Source organism: Dactylosporangium roseum, from assembly GCF_025264685.1.
Taxonomy (GTDB): domain Bacteria; phylum Actinomycetota; class Actinomycetes; order Mycobacteriales; family Micromonosporaceae; genus Dactylosporangium; species Dactylosporangium roseum.
Map to the genome: position 1 here is coordinate 563,370 of NZ_CP073721.1, position 17,791 is coordinate 581,160.

General features: G+C 73.6%; 13 protein-coding genes and 1 pseudogene. 5 read left to right on the top strand and 9 right to left on the bottom strand.

The features are described 5' to 3' along the window. Positions 1 to 4: 4 nt before the first annotated feature. The 3 genes from Drose_RS02485 to Drose_RS02495 are packed head-to-tail and all read right to left on the bottom strand — an operon-like array spanning position 5 to position 3,066. The gene (locus tag Drose_RS02485; RefSeq protein ID WP_260726557.1) at positions 5 to 1,141 is read right to left on the bottom strand and encodes an ArsA family ATPase; all 1,137 of its coding nucleotides are present in this window, start codon (positions 1,139 to 1,141) and stop codon (positions 5 to 7) included. A gap of 43 nt (positions 1,142 to 1,184) precedes the next feature. Further along, positions 1,185 to 2,159, bottom strand: coding sequence for an ArsA-related P-loop ATPase (locus Drose_RS02490; protein ID WP_260726558.1), 975 nt, complete (start codon positions 2,157 to 2,159; stop codon positions 1,185 to 1,187). Between the two features lie 31 nt (positions 2,160 to 2,190). Beyond that, positions 2,191 to 3,066 carry an Rv0361 family membrane protein gene (locus Drose_RS02495; protein WP_260726559.1) on the bottom strand — a complete coding sequence of 292 codons (876 nt, stop codon included), beginning with the start codon at positions 3,064 to 3,066 and terminating at the stop codon, positions 2,191 to 2,193. Positions 3,067 to 3,207: 141 nt separating this feature from the next. On the opposite strand from Drose_RS02495, the gene Drose_RS02500 reads away from it, so the two are divergent. From Drose_RS02500 to Drose_RS02520, 5 genes are all read left to right on the top strand, one after another. Next, positions 3,208 to 3,366: a hypothetical protein gene (locus tag Drose_RS02500; RefSeq protein WP_190251269.1), complete on the top strand. Its 159-nt coding sequence runs from the start codon at positions 3,208 to 3,210 to the stop codon at positions 3,364 to 3,366. Position 3,367: 1 nt separating this feature from the next. Next, entirely contained in the window at positions 3,368 to 3,826 is a 459-nt protein-coding gene (locus Drose_RS02505) for a RidA family protein (protein WP_260726560.1), read from the top strand. A gap of 88 nt (positions 3,827 to 3,914) precedes the next feature. Next, the gene (locus tag Drose_RS02510) at positions 3,915 to 4,700 is read left to right on the top strand and encodes an MBL fold metallo-hydrolase (RefSeq protein ID WP_390891310.1); all 786 of its coding nucleotides are present in this window, start codon (positions 3,915 to 3,917) and stop codon (positions 4,698 to 4,700) included. 57 nt (positions 4,701 to 4,757) lie between these two features. Continuing rightward, positions 4,758 to 8,390, top strand: coding sequence for an adenylate/guanylate cyclase domain-containing protein (locus tag Drose_RS02515; protein WP_260726561.1), 3,633 nt, complete (start codon positions 4,758 to 4,760; stop codon positions 8,388 to 8,390). 99 nt (positions 8,391 to 8,489) lie between these two features. Beyond that, positions 8,490 to 10,046, top strand: coding sequence for a serine/threonine-protein kinase (locus tag Drose_RS02520; RefSeq protein WP_260729576.1), 1,557 nt, complete (start codon positions 8,490 to 8,492; stop codon positions 10,044 to 10,046). 7 nt (positions 10,047 to 10,053) lie between these two features. On the opposite strand, the gene Drose_RS02525 is transcribed toward Drose_RS02520, so the two are convergent. From Drose_RS02525 to Drose_RS02550, 6 genes and pseudogenes are all read right to left on the bottom strand, one after another. Next, on the bottom strand, positions 10,054 to 11,214 hold the full coding sequence (locus Drose_RS02525) for an acyl-CoA dehydrogenase family protein (protein WP_260726562.1): 1,161 nt from the start codon (positions 11,212 to 11,214) through the stop codon (positions 10,054 to 10,056). A 15-nt stretch (positions 11,215 to 11,229) separates the two neighbouring features. Further along, positions 11,230 to 13,251, bottom strand: a complete 2,022-nt coding sequence (locus Drose_RS02530) for an acetyl/propionyl/methylcrotonyl-CoA carboxylase subunit alpha (protein ID WP_260726563.1) — start codon at positions 13,249 to 13,251, stop codon at positions 11,230 to 11,232. A 9-nt stretch (positions 13,252 to 13,260) separates the two neighbouring features. Then, complete coding sequence (locus tag Drose_RS02535; RefSeq protein WP_260726564.1) at positions 13,261 to 14,838, bottom strand: acyl-CoA carboxylase subunit beta; 1,578 nt, start codon at positions 14,836 to 14,838, stop codon at positions 13,261 to 13,263. Positions 14,839 to 14,841: 3 nt separating this feature from the next. Then, a pseudogene (locus Drose_RS02540) lies at positions 14,842 to 15,144 on the bottom strand (acyl-CoA dehydrogenase family protein); the annotation flags it as partial. Between the two features lie 140 nt (positions 15,145 to 15,284). Further along, entirely contained in the window at positions 15,285 to 16,973 is a 1,689-nt protein-coding gene (locus Drose_RS02545) for an acyclic terpene utilization AtuA family protein (protein WP_260726565.1), read from the bottom strand. Continuing rightward, positions 16,970 to 17,779 carry a TIGR03084 family metal-binding protein gene (locus tag Drose_RS02550; protein WP_260726566.1) on the bottom strand — a complete coding sequence of 270 codons (810 nt, stop codon included), beginning with the start codon at positions 17,777 to 17,779 and terminating at the stop codon, positions 16,970 to 16,972. Before Drose_RS02550 ends, Drose_RS02545 begins: the two co-directional genes overlap by 4 nt. Positions 17,780 to 17,791: the final 12 nt, after the last annotated feature.

Here is a 17,791-nt window from a genome sequence, read left to right on the forward strand (position 1 = left end):
AGGGCTATTCGAACGTCGAACCGATAGCCCGCAGCCCGTCGAGGTCATGGACGTCGGCGGGCTGCGCGGGGATCCGCACCACCGGCACACCCGGGTGGGCGTGCAGGAAGCGGCCGGCGACCTCCGCCTGCCGATCGTGCAGCTCGGCGAGCTCGGCGTGGACCCGCAGCACATCCGCCGTCGACGGGTGCCCGCCCATCTCGTCGAGCCGGGCCGCCGCAGCCCGCGCGTCGTCGGCGGACAGGCGCGGCGCCGCCACCGGCACGACCCGGTTGAGCACCAGCCCCGCCAGCGGCATCCGGTCCGCGGCGAGCCGCCCGGCGAAGTACACCGCCTCGCGGACGGCGTCGGGCTCGGGCGCCGCCACCACCAGGAACGCGGTCTCGGGCGCCTGCAACACGCGGTACGTCTGCTCGGCCCGCTCCCGGAAACCGCCGAACATCGAGTCCAGCGCACCCACGAACCCGGAGAGGTCGGAGAGCAACTGCGCGCCGAGGATCTTCGTGACGGTGCGGCTGAACAGTCCGAACGACGCGGAGACGAGGTTGAACACACTGCGCCCGCCCGCGCGGGCCGGCGCCAGCAGCAGCCGCAGCATCTTGCCGTCGAGGAACCGGGACAGCCGGGCCGGCGCGTCGAGGAAGTCGAGCGCCGAACGGGACGGCGGGGTGTCGACGACGATGAGATCCCACTCGTCGCGCGCCCGTAGCTGGCCCAGCTTCTCCATCGCCATGTATTCCTGCGTGCCGGAGAACGTCGAGCTCATCGCCTGGTAGAAGGGGTTGGCGAAGATCTCCTCGGCCTTCTTCGGCTCGGTGTGCGCGAGCACGACCTCGTCGAAGGTCCGCTTCATGTCGAGCATCATCGCGTGGAGCTCGGCCGAGTCCGGCTGCAGACCCTTGACCTGGCGGGGTGTGTTGTCGAGCTCGGTCAGGCCCAGCGCCTGGGCCAGCCGGCGCGCCGGGTCGATGGTCAGCACCACGGTGCGCCGCCCGTGCTCCTCGGCGGCCCGCAGTGCGAGCGCCGCCGCGGTTGTCGTCTTGCCGACACCTCCGGAGCCGCAGCACACCACGATGCGGATCGCGCGGTCGGCGAGAATCTCGTCGACGTCCAGATCCGGCGCTGCCGCGTTCACTCGCACCTTGCGAGCGTATCCGCTGCGGGCACCCCGAAGCAGATGCACGCTAGGCGGACGTGACCAACAGATCACCGAGATGGTCGAGCGCCTCCGGGGTGACCTCGGGCAGCAGCGGCAGCTCGACCAGCGGCCGGCCCAGGTGCTGCAGCTCGGCGCGCAGCGAGGCCTCGGCCGCGACCCGGGTCTGGTAGGCCTTCGCCTCGCCGACCAGCCCCGCGAGCGTCTCCTTGTCGGGGGACAGCCCGGCGGCGGTCAGCCCCTTGCGCAGATCGGCCTGCGTCAGCCGGGCGCCCGCCAGCACGGCCGGCCGGGTCGCGTTGACGATGACGGTCCCGATGGGAATGCCCAGCCTCGTCAGGTCGTCGATGGCGTCGGCGGTCTCCTGGACCGGCATCTCCTCCAGAAGGGTGACCACGTGCACCGCGGTCATCGGTGAGCGCAGGATCGCCGCCACGCCCTCGCTCTGCGTCTTGATCGGGCCGATCTTGGCCAGCCGCGCGGTCTCGGCCGTGACGTTGAGGAACCGGCCCACCCGCCCGGTCGGCGGCGCGTCCAGCACGACCGCGTCGTAGACCCGGCGGCCGTCGGCCGTGCGCGTCACCGCCTCCTTGATCTTGCCGGTGAGCAGCACGTCACGCAGGCCCGGCGCGATCGTGGTGGCGAAGTCCACAGCGCCGACCTTGCGCAGGGCCCGGCCGGCGACACCCAGCCGGTAGAACATCTCAAGGTACTCGAGCAGGGCCTCCTCGACGTCGACGGCCAGGGCCCGCAGCTCACCGCCACCGCGCGCCGTGGCGATGCGCGTCTCCCGATAGGGCAGCGGGTCGCGCTCGAACAACTGGGCGATGCCCTGCCGCGCCTCGACCTCGACGAGGAGGGTGCGCTTGCCGTCCCGTGCCAGGGCGAGCGCCAGCGCGGCGGCGACCGTCGTCTTGCCGGTGCCGCCCTTCCCGGTGACCACATGCAGACGGGCAGGCCAGCCATAGCTGCCCCGCCCGTCCGAGGACTCGCGTGACGTCACGCTTCCGACGCTACCCGACACCGGTTGTGGATCACGCGGTCGTGATCTCGCACACCCACCATCCGTTGTCGTTGGTCGCGAGGAACTTGTACTTCGTCTCGGCGACCTTCTCGTCACTCGTCGAGACCTTGACCGGCACGATGAGTGTCGCCGAGTTGTTCTCCTGCTTGTCGACGGTCGGCGTCGGCCAGGTGTAGGACGGGCTGCTCAGGCCGGCGTCGTACTTGCGGATGTCGTCGACCCGCTGGGCCAGCTTGTCCTTGTTGCGCGACGACCCGCAGACGAACTTGAGCGCCTCGTCGGTGTTCTTGTCCTTGTAGACGGCCTTGAGGAAGCCGTTGACCGCCTCGACGGCGCTGGACTGGCCCTTGCCCTGGTCGCCCTGGACCACGAAGTAGGCCGCGGCGCCACCGCCGCCGCACAGCACGAGGACGACGGCGAGCACGATCAGCGTGATCGTCAGGCCCCGCTTCTTCGGCGGTGGGGGCGCCGGCTGGTACCCCGGGAAGCCCGACGTCGGTGCCGGCGGCCCGGAGAACGGCGGCACGACGCCGGTCTGCATCGGCCCGGTGGGGAACTGCCCGGTCGGCGGCGGGAACTGGCTCGTCGGCGGGCCGAAGTGCCCCGTGGGTGGCGGCCCGGCCGGGAAGGAGCCGGTCGGCGGCGCATACGGCGGCTGGTTCGGGTCCGGGTAGGGCTGTCCCGGCTGTCCCGGCTGTCCGACCTGGTAGAACGGCTGGCCGGAGGTCGGCGGCGCCGACGTCGGCGGCATGAAGGGGTCCTGCACCGGCGGGGGTGGCCAACCCTGCCCAGGCGGGGCCTGCGGCGGCTGACCGGGCGTGGCGTAGGGGTCGCCCGGCTGGCCTTGATACTCCGGCTGACCCGGGTACTGGGGCGGTTGCGTCATCTCTCCCACCTCTGTGCGACGCCTCGATGCCACCGCTGTGCGGGGCGGCCCTCACAGTAGCGGCCCGAGGCACGTTACGGGGGACACCGATATCAGGCTGTGCCCGCAGGACGCCACCCCACCGAACGCTACTGTCGCCACATGCAGAAATGGGAGTACCTGACCGCACCGCTGCTGGTCCACAACACCAAGATGATCCTGGACAACTTCGGCGAGGAGGGCTGGGAACTCGTGGCGATCGTGCCCGGGCCCAACCCGGAGAACCTCGTCGCGTACTTCAAGCGGCCGAAGGCGGGCTGACATGGCTGACGTCTACGCCCGGCTCCAGGAGCTCGGGCTGCGGATCCCGCCGGTCGTCCCGCCGGTCGCCGCCTACGTGCCGGCCGTGCAGACCGGCAACCACGTCTACGTCTCCGGCCAGCTACCCCTTGTCGACGGCAAGCTGCCCGCCACCGGGCTCGTCGGCGCCGACGTCACCCCCGAGCAGGCGAAGGACCTCGCCCGCCAGGCCGCGATCAACGTGCTCGCCGCCGTCGAGTCGCTGGTCGGGCTGGGCCGCGTGGTCAAGATCGTCAAGCTCGTCGGATTCGTCGCCTCGGCGCCCGGGTTCACCGGCCAGCCGGGTGTCGTCAACGGTGCCAGCGAGCTGTTCGGCGAGGTCTTCGGCGAGGCTGGCAAGCACGCCCGCAGCGCCGTCGGGGTCTCCGTGCTGCCGCTCGACACGCCCGTCGAGATCGAGGCCATCGTCGAGATCGCCTGACGGTGTCGCCCGACCGGCCGATGCGGGGTGACTCCCATGGCCGGTCGGGTGACGTGTCGGAGGAACCGGCCCGCCGTACGATCACATCGTGGTAAGCCACGTCACCGTCCCGGCCGCCGAGGTCCTCATGACGTTGCCCGATTGGGTGACGCTCGTCCGCGCGCCCAATCCCGGGCCGATGACACTCGACGGCACCAATACCTGGCTGGTGCGCGCCCCCGGTGGCGGGTCCGTCGTGATCGACCCGGGCCCGCTCGACGAGGGGCACCTGCGCGCGGTGGCCGGGCACGCTCCGGTCGCGGCGATCCTCGTCACCCATGGCCATGAGGACCACACGGAAGGTGTCGTCCGGCTTGCGGAGCTGACCGGGGCGCCGGTCCACCGGGCACCGGTGCGGGAGCACCTCGACGTCGACGGGGTCTCCGTCGACTCGCTCGCCACGCCGGGGCACACCAAGGACTCCGTCTGCTTCGTCGTGCGGTACCGCGGCGAAGAGATCGTCCTGACCGGGGACACCATCCTCGGCCGGGGCACCACCGTGGTCGCCTGGCCGGACGGGGACCTCGGCGACTATCTCGACAGTCTCGGCCGGCTGGCGGCGTTCGACGGCCGCCCGGCGCTGCCCGGTCACGGCCCCGCGCTGACCGACACCGCCGTCGCCGCCCGCTTCTACCACCAGCACCGTGAGGCGCGGCTGGCCCAGGTGCGCGCGGCCCTCGACGCCGGGGCGGTCGACGCCGCCGAGGTGGTCGCCCGCGTGTACGCCGACGTGGACCGCGGCCTGTGGTCCGCCGCCGAGTGGTCGGTCCGCGCACAACTCGCCTATCTGAGGCGGGAATCTCACCTACCCCCGGACGGGTTGGATGCGACGTGACCGGCGTGACCGGTCCGGAGCTCGCTGGAGGGGCCGGAGCGCAGCGGAGGTGACGACGTGACGTGCTCGGTGTGTGGGACCGTCGCCGTGCCCGGCGCGCGGTTCTGCCACCATTGCGGCTCAGCGCTGCCCGCCGCCGCCACCCTGCCCGCGGCCGAGCGGCGGATCGTCACCGTCCTCTTCGGCGACCTGTCCGACTTCACCGCCTGGTCGGAGGATCTCGACCCGGAGCGGGTCGGCGCCGTCACCGACCGGGTCCTCGCCGCGCTCGCCGGCGCGGTCAAGACGTTCGGCGGCCACGTCGACAAGCTCACCGGCGACGGGATCATGGCCGTGTTCGGCGCGCCGGTCGCCCACGAGGACGACGCCGAGCGCGCGGTCCGCGCCGCCCTGTCGATGCAGCGCGCCGTGCGGCGTGTGCTCGACGACGAGCGCGGCGGCGGCGCCCCGCTCGGCCTGCGCATCGGCCTGAACACAGGCACGGTCGTGGCGGGTGTGCAGGCCGGGATCGAGTACACGGTCATCGGCGACACCGTGAACACCGCCGCCCGGCTGGCCGACGCCGCGGCGATCGGCGCGGTCTACGCCGGTGACCGCACGTCCTCCTCCACCCGCCGCCTCGCCTCCTGGCGGGCGCTGCGCCCCCTGCGGCTCAAGGGCAAGCGTGAGCCGGTCGAGGCGTTCGAGCTCCTCGGCCTGCTCGACGCGCCCGGCACCCGGTCGGGCCTCGGCGACGAGGCGCCGTTCGTGGGCCGCGAGGCGGAGCTGGGCCGGGTCTCGGGCCGGCTCGCCGAGATCGCCGACCGGCAGGAGTCCCGAGTCCTGGTCTTCACCGGTGAGGCCGGGCTCGGCAAGACCCGGTTCGCGGGCGAGATCGAGCGGTTCGCCGCGGGCTACCTCGGCGGGGCGGGATACACGCCCAGCGCCGGTTTCGCGCCCGGCGGCGGCGCCCGCGTGCTGTCCGTGCACTGCGCCGCGTTCGGCGAACGGCGCCGCCTCGCCCCGCTCGCCGACCTGGTCCGCGGCGCGATCGGCCTGCCGCCCGACGCCGGTGCCCTCACCCGTGAGGCGGTCGAGGAGCGGCTGCGCCGCCTCGCGCAGCGGCTCGCCCGCGCCGCCCGCGGCCGGCCCGAGCCGCCGAGGTTCACCAGCGACCTGCTGCTCAGCCTGATCGGCCTCAGCGAGGCCGTCGGCGACACCTCCTGGGTCGCGCCCGGAGGCAAACCCGACGAGCTCGACCTGGACGCCATCCCCAACGCGGTCGCCGAACTGCTGTCCGGCCTGGCCGCGGAGACGCCGCTCGTCGTCATCGTCGACGACTTGCACGACGCCACGCCCGAAACCCTCGACGCGCTCGGCGCCACGATCGAGCGGCTCACCGGCCCGGTGCTCATCGTGCTGCTCGGCCGGCCGGAGCTGGTCCGCTCCGCCGGCGTGCTGACCCGCATCGCCGACGCCGAGGTGGTGCCGATCCCGCCGCTGCGCGGTGCCGACGCGGCCCGCCTGCTCAGCGCCTACCTGGGCGGCGGCCGGCTGGCCCCGGCCGACGAGGACCGGCTGCTGGCCACCGCGCAGGGCAACCCGTTCTACCTCGCCGAGCTGGTCACGCTGCTCCAGGAGCGCGGAGCACTGACCACCGTGGCCGGCGGCGAGCCGCCCGGCTGGCGGCTGACCCCCGGCTCGCTCGGCGGCCGCCTGCTCTCCCGCGACCTCGCCGCCGTCCTCGCCGCCCGGATCGACGCACTGCCCGCCGACACCCGTGCGGTCCTGCGCGACGCGGCCGTCATCGGCGACAACGTGCCGGCCCGGGCTCTGGAGGCACTGCGGTTCAACCCGCCCGGCCAGCCGACCCGGCCCGCCGTGGTCGCCGCCGTCGAGCTCGAGCGCGCCGTCGAGGAACTGCTCCAGCGCCGCATGCTGCGCCGCGGCCGGGGCGGGTTCGCGTTCGCCACGCCGCTGCTGCGCGAGGCCGCCTACGCCGGGATCGGCAAGGCCGACCTCGCCGAGCGGCACGCGGCGCTGTCCCGGTGGGCGGCCGCCGCCGTGGCGAACCACCTGACCGTCGGCGGGACCGGCAACGTCCCCGGGCTCAACATGACGCCCGGCGCCGCCGACGCCTTCATCGCCGAGCACGCCGAGCGGGCCGCCCAGCTCGCCGACGTGGTCGGGCTGCGCCCCGACTCCCTCGCCCGCTCGGCCGGGCCGCTCGGCGTGCAGGCACTGGCCCGGACCGCCCGGATCGCTCTCAAGACCGGCGAGCCGGCCCAGGCCGCGCAGTCCTGCGAGCGCGCCGCGAAGCTCGCCGGCGGTGCGCTGCCGGCCGCCGACCGGCTCGTCCACGCCCGCGCGTTGCTGCAGCTCGGCCGCACGGCAGAGGCGCTCGCCGACGCGGAGAAGATCACCGCCAACGCCGGGGACGACAGGGCGGTACGGGTGGGAGCCCTCCTCGTCGCCGGCCCCGCCTATCGGGCGACCGGGGACCACCGGCGCAGCTATCAGACACTGACCGAGGCCTTGGCCACGGCGACCGAGGCCGGGCTGACCTACGAGCGCGGCGACGCGATGCGGCGGCTCGGCATGGCCGACTTCCTCGAAGGCCGGCTGGCCGAGGCGGGCGGGCGGTTCGCCGAGTCGTTCCAGATCGCGGTGACCGCCGGGGACCGGCGGGCCCAGGCGTGGTCGTTGCAGCATCTGGCCTGGGTGACCACCACCCGCGGCGACTTCGCCGGGGCCGACGCCGCGCTCGGGCGGGCCGCCCGCCGCTTCGCCGAGCTCGGCGACCCGGTCGGCCGGGCGTGGCTGCGGGGCACCACGGCGTTCGTGCGGCTGCTCGCCGGGCGGCTCGGCGAGGCCCGCCGGCTGGCCAGGGCGTTCCTGCCCTTCGGCGAGCGGGTCGGCGACGCGTGGGCGGTCGGCACGCTGCGGGCCGTCGAGGCGTTCGCCGCGGCCGAGAGCGGCGACCTGGCCGAGGCCGATCGGGAGGCGCGCCGCGCGTACCGCGACTTCGCCGCCGCCGGCGACGACTGGGGCCGCGGGCTCGCGCTCGTCGTCCGCGGCGTGGTCGCGCGCGGGCTCGATGAGCTCGACCACGCCTATGACCTGCTCTCCGACGCCACCGAATACGGCGAGAAGACCGGCCACCCGCTGCTCGTCGGCATGTCGCGGACGATTCGCGGCTTCGTCAGCCTCGACCGGGGCGACGCGGCGGCGGCCGAGGCCGACGCCCGGGCGGTTCTCCAGGTCGTCGAGACCCACGACGTGCTCGAGGCGGCCAAGGTCGGCCCGCGGGTGCTGTTCGGCCTGGCCCGGCAGGCCCAGGGCGACCTGCCGACGGCGCTCGAGGTGCTCGGCTGCGTGGCCGCCGACCGGCCGGGGCCGTCGGTGATCTTCTCCCGCCGGCACGCGGCGGCGGCCTACGCGTCGGCGCTGCTGGCCGCCGGGCGCCACACGGAGGCCCTCGACTGGGCCCGGCAGGCGCAGAGCCTGGCGGGTGAGGACGTCCGCAGCCGGATCTATGCGGCGGGTGTACTGGCTGAGGCGCTCACGGTGAACGGCCGGTGCGACGAGGCCGAGGCGGTGCGCTCCGCCGCCGGCACCGGGCCGGTCGCCGACCTGCCGTCTCCGGCCCTGGCCGGACCGCGCGCACCGGTGGCCGCCGAGATGCCCTCGTCGGCTGTGGCCGATGCGTGACGGAGATTCCATTTCTACCCGGCCGGCCGACGCCTGCGGCGCGTGACCTCGGACCCCTGTCGTACCGTTCTAGCCGTGACCGCATCGCCTCCGCCGCCCATGGTCCCCGGACTGACCGGGCTCACTGTGCTGGCCCGGGGCGGCTATGCCACCGTCTACCGGGCCGAGCAGGAGTCCGTCGGGCGTGACGTCGCGGTCAAGGTGGAGAACCGCACCCTGGAGACCGAGCGCGACCGGCGCCGATTCCTGCGCGAGGCCCGGGCCGCCGGCCGGATGTCCAGCCACCCGCACGTCGTCGACCTCTTCGACGCCGGCGTGACCGGCGGCGGCCATCCCTATCTGATCATGGAGCTCTGCGACGGCTCCTATGCCGAGCGTATGCGCAACGCCCCGCTGAGCGCCGCCGAGGTGCGTGACGTCGGGTTCAAGATCGCCGACGCGCTGGCCGACGCGCATTCCCTCGGCGTGCTGCACCGTGACGTCAAGCCGGCCAACATCCTGTTCAGCCGGTTCGGCGAGCCGGCGCTCGCCGACTTCGGCCTGGCCATCCTCGCCGAGTGGCGCGACGTGTCGATCACGCTCGACGTGCTCACCCCGGCCTACGCGCCGCCGGAGACGTTCCGGCACGCCCCGCCGGCGGCCTCGGCCGACGTCTACGCGCTGTGTGCGACGCTCTATGCGCTGATGCGGGGGCGCCCGCCCCGCTGGCGCGAGGATCAGATGCCCAGCCTGCTGTCGCTCGTCGACATGTTCAACGACCACATCCCCGACCTGCCCGGCTGCCCCGACGACCTGATGGCGATCCTGCGCGCCGGCATGTCCAACCACGAGTCGGCCCGCCCGACCGCCATCGAGCTGCGCGACCAGTTGATCGGCCTGCGACTCGAGCCGGTGCCGCACGTCGTCGTGCCACCGCTGGGCTCGCCACCGATCGAGCCGATCTCCACCGCGCCGCCGTCCCCGCCGCCCGCTCCCGGCCGCCTGCTGGCCTCACCGTTCCTGGCCGGCGCCGACCCGGAGCAGACCGTGGCGCACGGCCCCGGCGGTCCGCCGGTCGACCCGCACGGCGGGTCACACGGCGCCGCGGTGCCCGGCGACCTCCACGGTCGGCCGCCGGTGGCGCCGCCGGCCGATCCCTTCACCGGGCCCGTGGACAAGCGGCCGGTCAACCGCAGGGGGCTGGCCGTGGTCGTCACCGGCGCCGTGCTCGTCGTCGCGGCGCTGGTCGCGGTCGGCATCGCCTACGGGGTGAACCGTGACCCCCCGGCACCTGTGCGGTCGCGGTCGGCGACCCCCGTGCCACCGACCGGCGAGTGCGGTCGGGGCGCGCCGCCGACCGCCCGCTGTGCCGACGTCGTCGAGTGCTATGACGCCGACCTGCGGCCGGTCGGCTGCGGCGGCCGGCACACGTGGGAGGTCTTCGCCTACGGAGAGCTCCAGGCCGGCAGCCAGGTCCGGAAGCGCGCGGACTCGCCGGTGGTCCGTGAGGTCTGCGCCCTGCCGACCCTGATCTCCGTCGACATCCGCGCCGCGAACTGGCAGATCGAGGTGCTCCTGCCCAGCCTGGCCGACCAGCGGGCCGGGCCCACGACGTTCCGCTGCCTGGCGGGCCGCGGCACGAGCGCCCTCGACGGTCAGCAGTTGCGCAGGAAATAGCCCGGGATCAGTAGGACTTCTCCTGGCCCAGCAGGTGCTGCGCCACGAAGTTGAGGATCATCTCCCGCGACACCGGGGCGATACGGCCCGCCCGGACCGCGCCGAGCAGCGTCGCCACGCCATATTCGGTGGTCATGCCGATGCCGCCGAGCGCCTGGATCGCGGTGTCCACGGCCAGCGCCGCGGCGTCCGCCGCCGCGTATTTCGCCATGTTCGCCGCCACACCCGCCTCGAGGTCGCGGCCGGCGTCGCAGAGGGCGGCCGCCTTCGCGACCATCAGCCGGGCCAGCTCCACCTGGATGTGGGCGTGCGCGAGCGGGTGGGCGACCCCCTGGTGGCTGCCGACCGGGCGGCCCCACACCGAACGGGTCGCGGTGTACGCCGAGGCACGCTCCAGCGCGTACCGCGCGATCCCGCACCCCATCGCGGCCACCGTGATGCGCTCCGGGTTCAGGCCGGAGAACAGCGCCGGCAGTCCCGCCTCGACGTCGCCGCCGACGAGCGCGCCGGCCGGCACCCGCACGTCGTCGAGGAACAGCAGGAACTGGTTCTCCGGGGAGACGATCTCCAGGTCCAGCTTCGACGCCGTCAGGCCGGGCGCGTCCGTTGGCACGAGGAACAGCGCCGGCTTGAGCTTGCCGGTCCGCGCGTCCTCCAGGCGGGCGACCACGACGATCTGGGCGCACTCGTCGACACCCGAGATGTAGATCTTGCGGCCGGTGAGGACGTAGCCGTCGTCGGTCCGGCGGGCCACGGTCGCGAGCTTGTGGAAGTTGGAGCCCGCGTCCGGCTCGGTGATCGCGAAGCACACCTTCAGCGAGCCGTCGGCGAACCCGGGCAGCAGCGACGCGCGCTGGTCGGAGGTGCCGTGGCGGTTCACGATCGTCGCGGCGATCGCGGGGGAGACCACCAGCAACAGCAGCGGGGCGCCCGCGGCGGCCAGTTCCTCGCAGACGATCGCGAGTTCGGTGATGCCGCCGCCACCGCCGCCGAACTCCTCCGGCACGCTGACGCCGAGGTAGCCCAGCCGGCCGGCCTCCTCCCACAACTCGTCGGAGTGCTCGCCGGCCTTGGCCTTGCGCACGAAGTACTCGTGGCCGTACCGCTTGCCGAGCTTGGCCACGGCGTCGCGGAGGTCCTGTTGTTCGGGGGTGAGGTCGAAGTCCATGAGGGGAGGACCTTTCTACGGAGGCGTCAGCACCGCCAGCAGGGCACCCGACTCGACCTGCGAGCCGGCCGCGACCCGCAGGTCGCTGATGACGCCGTCGGTGGGGGCGTGCACGGGGTGTTCGAGCTTCATCGCCTCCACGGTCAGCAGCAACTCGCCGGCGGCGACCCGCTGACCGGGCACGACGAGGACACGGCCGACCGCGCCGGGCAGCGGCGCGATCAGGGAGCCTTCGGGCTGCTCGGCGACGGGCAGCGGGTACCGCGGCAGCTCGGTCAGCGTCACCGAGCCCTCGGGGCTGTCGACGAACGACACCCCGTCGATCTGGTGCACCCCGAACCGGAGCCGGACCCCGGCGACGTCGAGCACGACCCGGTCGCCGGTCGCGGAGAGGATCGCCACCGGCGGGTGGTCGGGCGCGCCCGCGAGGTCGAGGGCGGCGCCGGGGAGCCCGACGTCCTCGGGGTCGATCCGGCGGACCGCCCAGGCGGCGAGGTCGTTGGACCGGTCCAGCCGGTAGCCCACCTCGATCGTGCCGGTCGGCCCCTCGTACACCACCGTCTGCAGCGCGCTGGGAACGTTGCGCCAGCCGGACGGCAGGCCGGGCAGGACGGCGCCCTTGGCCCGCCGGGCGGCGCCGGCCAGCGCGGCCGCGAGGCACGACAGCCGGACCGCGTCGACCGACGAGAGCAGCGGCGCGAAGACCTCGGGGTGGCGGTCCAGGAAGGCGGTGTCGGTGCCGCCGGACAGGAACGCGGAGTGCCGCAGCACCCGCACCAGCAGGTCGCGGTTGGTCGTCACGCCGTGGATCCGGGCCCGTGCGAGCGCGTTGGAGAGCATCCGTGCCGCCTCGGCCCGCGTCGGCGCCCAGGCGATCACCTTGGCGAGCATCGGGTCGTAGTGCGCGCCGATGACCGAGCCGTCGGCGACACCCGAGTCGAGCCGCAGGCCGGGCGCCGGCATCGGGCCGAAGGTCTGGGCCACGTCCGGCACGTCGAAGCGGTGCAGGGTGCCGGTCGACGGCATCCATGCGTACGCGGGATCCTCCGCGTAGAGGCGTACCTCGATCGCGTGGCCCCGCAGCGGCGGCGGGCCGTTGAACGGCAGCGTCGCGCCCTCGGCGACGGCGAGCTGCAGCCGGACGAGGTCGACGCCGACCACGCACTCGGTGACCGGGTGCTCGACCTGGAGACGGGTGTTCATCTCCAGGAAAAAGAACTCGCCGGACGGCGCGAGCAGAAACTCGACCGTGCCGGCGCCGACGTAGGAGACCGCCCGGGCGGCCGCGATCGCCGCCTGGCAGAGCTTCTCGCGGAGCTGCGCATCGACCGCCGGGGACGGCGTCTCCTCGACGATCTTCTGGTGGCGGCGCTGGATCGAGCACTCGCGCTCGCCCAGCGGCACGACGTTGCCGTGCGAGTCCGCCATGATCTGGACCTCGATGTGGCGGGCGCGTTCGACGTACCGCTCGCAGAAGACGGTCCCGTCCCCGAACGCCGACGCCGCCTCACGACGGGCCGCGGCCACCGCCTCGGCCAGCGTCTCGCGGTCGCGGACCACCCGCATGCCCCGGCCGCCACCACCCGCGGACGCCTTGACCAGTACGGGGAACGTGTCGACCTGCTCGGGCTCGACCGCGGTCGGCAGCACCGGCACGCCCGCCTCGGCCAGCAGCGCCTTCGCCTCCAGCTTCGAGCCCATCATCGCGATGGCCTTCGGCGACGGCCCGATCCAGGTCAGTCCGGCGTCGATCACGGCGCGGGCGAAGTCGGCGTTTTCCGACAGGAAGCCGTAGCCGGGGTGGACCGCGTCGGCGCCGCACTTGCGGGCGGCCGCGATGAGCAGGTCGCCGCGCAGGTACGTCGCGCTCGGCGCGCTGCCGGGCAGGTGTACGGCGTAGTCCGCCTCGGCGACGTGCGGCGAGTCGGCATCCGCGTCCGAGTGGACGGCGACCGTCTCGACACCCATGGCGCGGCAGGTGGCGAACACCCGGCGCGCGATCTCGCCGCGGTTGGCGACAAGCAGCCTGCGAATCACGTTGTACCCCTAGTGTCGGAAGACGCCGAAGTGTGCCGGATCGCCGGCGCCGACGAGCGCCAGGCACATGCCGAGGACGGTGCGGGTGTCGCGGGGGTCGATCACGCCGTCGTCGTAGAGGCGGCCGGACAGGAACAGCGCTGCCGACTCCTGTTCGACCTTGTGCTCGACCATGAACCGCATCGTGCGGTCCTGCTCCTCGTCGTAGGCGTGGGCCTTGGCCTCGGCGGCCTGCCGGGCCACGATCGACAGCACGCCGGCCAACTGCTGCGGGCCCATCACCGCGGACTTGGCGTTGGGCCAGGCGAACAGGAACCGGGGCTCGAAGGCCCGCCCGCACATGCCGTAGTTGCCGGCGCCGTAGGAGGCGCCGATGTTGACCGTCAGGTGCGGGACCCGCGAGTTGGCCACCGCGTTGATCATCAACGCGCCGTGCTTGATGATGCCGCCCTGCTCGTACTCGCTGCCGACCATGTAGCCGGTCGTGTTCTGCAGGAACAGCAGCGGGGTCCCGCTCGCGTTCGCGAGCTGGATGAACTGCGCGGCCTTCTGCGCCTCCGGCGAGAACAGCACGCCACGGACGTTGGCCAGCACGCCGATGCGGTGGCCGTGGATCGCGCCCCAGCCGGTGCACAGCGCGGTGCCGTAGGCCGGCTTGAACTCGTCGAACTCGCTGCCGTCGAGGATCCGCGCGAGGATCTCGCGGGGGTCGAACGGCACGCGCAGGTCCGCGGACGGGATGCCGAGGAGGTCGTCGACGTCGAACTTCGGCTCGGGCCCGTACGTGCGGTCGGTGAACGTGGCGACGTTCCGGATGCAGGAGCGGGCGAGCCGCAACGCGTCCCGCTCGTCCTCCGCCACGAAGTCCGCGAGGCCGGAGCGGGTGGCGTGCATGACCGCGCCGCCGAGCGTCTCGTCGTCGACCGTCTCGCCGGTCGCCATCTTCACCAGCGGCGGCCCGGCCAGGAACACCTTGGCCCGGTCGCGCACGAAGATCGTGTGGTCGGACATCCCGGGGACATAGGCGCCGCCCGCCGTCGCGTTGCCGAAGACCACGGCGACCGTCGGGATCCGCGCCGCCGAGAGCCGGGTCAGGTCACGGAACGCCGCACCGCCCGGGATGAAGATCTCCGCCTGCTGGGGCAGGTCGGCGCCGCCGGACTCGACCAGGTTGACCATGGGGAGCCGGTTCTCGCGGGCGATCTGGTGGGCCCGCTGGGTCTTCTTCAGGGAGTACGGGTTGACGGCGCCGCCACGCACGGTCGGGTCGTTGGCGACGATGACACACGGCACGCCCTCGACGATGCCGATGCCGGTCACCACGCTCGCCCCGACCGGATAGTCGGTGCCCCACGCCGCGACCGGGCACAGCTCCAGGAACGGCGCGTCCCGGTCGACCAGGAGCTCGATGCGCTCCCGGGGCAGGAGCTTGCCCCGCGCGTGATGGCGGGTCACGTACTTCTCGCCGCCGCCGCCGCGCGCCTGCCGCAGGACCGACTCCAGCTCGGTCAGCCGCTCGAGCATGGCCTCGCGGTTCTCCCGGTAGACCGGTCCTCGTGGGTCGAGGTTGCTCGTCAGGATCGGCATGCCTCAGACCCCCAACTGCTTCGCGATGATCTCGTTCATGATCTCCGTGGTTCCGCCCCCGATGCCCAGGATGCGAGCGTCGCGGTAATGACGCTCGACGTCGGCGTCGCGCAGGTAGCCGAGGCCGCCGTGCGACTGCACGGCCTGGTCGACGACGTGGTCGCAGGCCAGTACGGCGGTGTTCTTCGCCATCGCCACCTGCGTAACGAGTCGCTCGCCATTTGCGACACGCTGGGCGACGTGCCGGACGTACGTGCGGGCGGTGTCGACCTGCCGCGCCATCTCGGTGAACCGGTGCCGGACGAGCAGCGCGAAGCCGTCGCCGGTCCGCACGGCCGTGGTCGCGAAGTCGGCCCGGGCGCCGCTGGTGATGAACGTCTTCGTACCGACGAACGCACGGGTCAGCTCGCGCGGCCGCCGGCGCTCCTCGGTCTCGAACAGGTCCGTCATACGGCCCCCGCTTCGCTCCGGCCGCGCGGCAGCAGCTCGCTCGGCAGATCGACGACCCTCGACCGCAGCCATTCGCCGAGCGCCTTGCCCTGCGGGTCGAATCGCGTGCTCGCCGCGACCCCCTCGCCGAGGATGCCGTGGACGACGAAGTTGACCGCGCGCAGGTTGGGCAGCTCGAACCGCTCCACCGCCAGGTCGCGGGTCTCCGGCAGCAGCGCCTTGAGATCATCGACGCCGAAGCCGCGCAGCCACGCGTAACCGGCGTCGTCACGCGCCCAGACGCCGATGTTCGCGTCGCCGCCCTTGTCGCCCGAGCGCGCCCCGAACAGCGTCCCGAACGGCGCCTTTGTGGTGGGACCCCGGTAGGACCCGACCTCCGGCGATGTCGCGGGCGGTCGGTCAGCGGTCTTCGCCGGCGGCGCGATGGGACGGCGCGTGCCGTCCGGCAGCACCGCGACGTGTTCGACGGCCTCATGCGGTACGAATCGGGCCGAAAAAACGCCGAAGGGCGTGGCGTCGCCGGGCGGGCCGGTCAGCGTCAGACCGGGGTACGAACCCAGCGCCAGCTCCACGGCCGCCTGCGAAAATGCGCGCCCGGCCCGCTTCGGGTCCTGGCTTTTGAGGTGTACGACCAGCAGCGCGCTCGCCGTCTGCTCGTCCGCGGCGTCGGGGCGGTCGGTCCGCGCGAGGACGAACTCCAGCCCGTCGCCGCCGACGGCCGCCGCTAGCTGGTCGCGCACCAGCGCGGCCTTCTGCTCGATCTGCAGGCCGCAGAGGACGAACGTCATCGAGTTGCGGAAGCCGCCGGGCGTGTTGACACCCACCTTGACCGTCGGCGGCGGAAGGCTGCCCCGTGTGCCCCGCACGAGCACCCGGTCCGGGCCGTCGTCGCGCAGCTCGACGGTGTCGAAGTGCGCGACGACGTCCGGCCCGAGGTAGGCCGGCGCGCCGATCTCGTAGAGCAACTGGGCGGTGACGGTCTCCACGGTGACCGCGCCGCCCGTGCCGGGGTGCTTGGTGATGACGGCGCTGCCGTCGGCGCGCAGCTCGGCGAGCGGGAAGCCCGGGCGGCGCCCGCCGTCCGGCAGCTCGGTGAAGAAGGCGAAGTTGCCGCCGGTCGCCTGGGCACCGCACTCCAGGATGTGTCCGGCCACCGTGGCGCCGGCGAGCGCGTCGAGGTCGTCGCGGGTCCAGCCGAAGTGCGCGACGGCCGGACCGACGACCAGGCTCGCGTCCGTGACCCGGCCGGTGACCACGATGTCGGCGCCTTCGTTGAGGCATTCCGCGATCCCGAAGGCGCCGAGGTACGCGTTGGCGGTCAGGACCCGGCCGCCGAACCGCTCGGTGACGTCGTCGCCGGTGACGTGCCCGACGCGAACCCGCAGGCCGAGGCGCGCGGCGAGGTCCTCGACGGCGTTGGCGAGGCCGGCCGGGTTGAGCCCGCCGGCGTTGGTGACCAGCTTCGTGCCACGCTCCAGGGCGGTCGCCAGGACGTCCTCCAACTGGCGCAGGAACGTCTTCGCGTAGCCGGTGGCCGGGTCCTTCATCCGGTCGCGGCCCAGGATCAGCATGGTCAGCTCGGCGAGGTAGTCGCCGGTCAGAACGTCGAGCTCACCACCGTCGAGCATCTCCCGCCACGCGCTCGCGCGGTCGCCGTAGAACCCGGAGGCGTTGCCGATCCTCATCGCGTCGCCCGGGGTTCGCGGCCCTGTCCGGGCGGTCCGGCGAACGCCTGCGCCAGGGTCAACCACTCCTCGGCCTCGTCCCCGATGGCCTGGAGCGCCAGATCGGCGGGGTTTCGGCGCTGGGTGACCAGGAGGCAGAAGTCGAGCACCGGGCCGGCGACACGGTTGGGGGCGTCCTCCGGGCCGTACGCCCACAGCGCGCCCTCCGCCGTGACCAGCTCCACGCGGAACGGCTGCGCCGGCTCGGGACGGCCGTGGCTGGTGAAGCTGTGCCCGATGGTGCGGAAGCCGAGGTGCGCCACGTGCCGCAGCCGGTCGGTCGGCAGCCGGTGAGCCCGGGCGATCTCGCTGTCGCCGGCGAACGTGTCGGCGATGTCCTGCCCGTGCGCCCAGGTCTCCATCATCCGGCCGGTGGCGCTGGACAGCGGCGACATGGCGGTGCCGAACCAGGGCAGCTTCCCGCCCGGCGGCACGGCACCGAGTGCCCCGGCGAGCGCCGCCCGGCCCTCCCGCCACCGGCGCAGCAACTCGTCGGGCGGGGCGAGCCCTTCGGCCGCCGTGCGGTCGACGAAGCCGCTCGGGTCGTGGAGGATCGCGCTCAGCCGCCCGAGGAATTCCCGCGGGTCGGTCGCCGCGAGGGTCGCGACCGAGTCGGTCCAGTGCAGGTGGGAGATCTGGTGCGCGACGGTCCAGCCCGGCGCCGGGGTCGGGCGGCTCCAGTCCTCGGTCGACAGGGAGCTGACCAGCCGGTCCAGTGCCTCGGACTCGTCGCGCAGATCCGTCAGTACCTCGGACAGCGCCACCATGCGCGTCCCTCC

Bases quoted from the DNA above. Each gene is read 5' to 3' on its own strand.
- Drose_RS02495 (WP_260726559.1), bottom strand. From the start codon at position 3,066: ATGACGCAACCGCCCCAGTACCCGGGTCAGCCGGAGTATCAAGGCCAG.
- Drose_RS02500 (WP_190251269.1), top strand. From the start codon at position 3,208: ATGCAGAAATGGGAGTACCTGACCGCACCGCTGCTGGTCCACAACACC.
- Drose_RS02505 (WP_260726560.1), top strand. From the start codon at position 3,368: ATGGCTGACGTCTACGCCCGGCTCCAGGAGCTCGGGCTGCGGATCCCG.
- Drose_RS02520 (WP_260729576.1), top strand. From the start codon at position 8,490: ATGGTCCCCGGACTGACCGGGCTCACTGTGCTGGCCCGGGGCGGCTAT.
- Drose_RS02525 (WP_260726562.1), bottom strand. From the start codon at position 11,214: ATGGACTTCGACCTCACCCCCGAACAACAGGACCTCCGCGACGCCGTG.
- Drose_RS02535 (WP_260726564.1), bottom strand. From the start codon at position 14,838: ATGCCGATCCTGACGAGCAACCTCGACCCACGAGGACCGGTCTACCGG.
- Drose_RS02545 (WP_260726565.1), bottom strand. From the start codon at position 16,973: ATGAGGATCGGCAACGCCTCCGGGTTCTACGGCGACCGCGCGAGCGCG.
- Drose_RS02550 (WP_260726566.1), bottom strand. From the start codon at position 17,779: ATGGTGGCGCTGTCCGAGGTACTGACGGATCTGCGCGACGAGTCCGAG.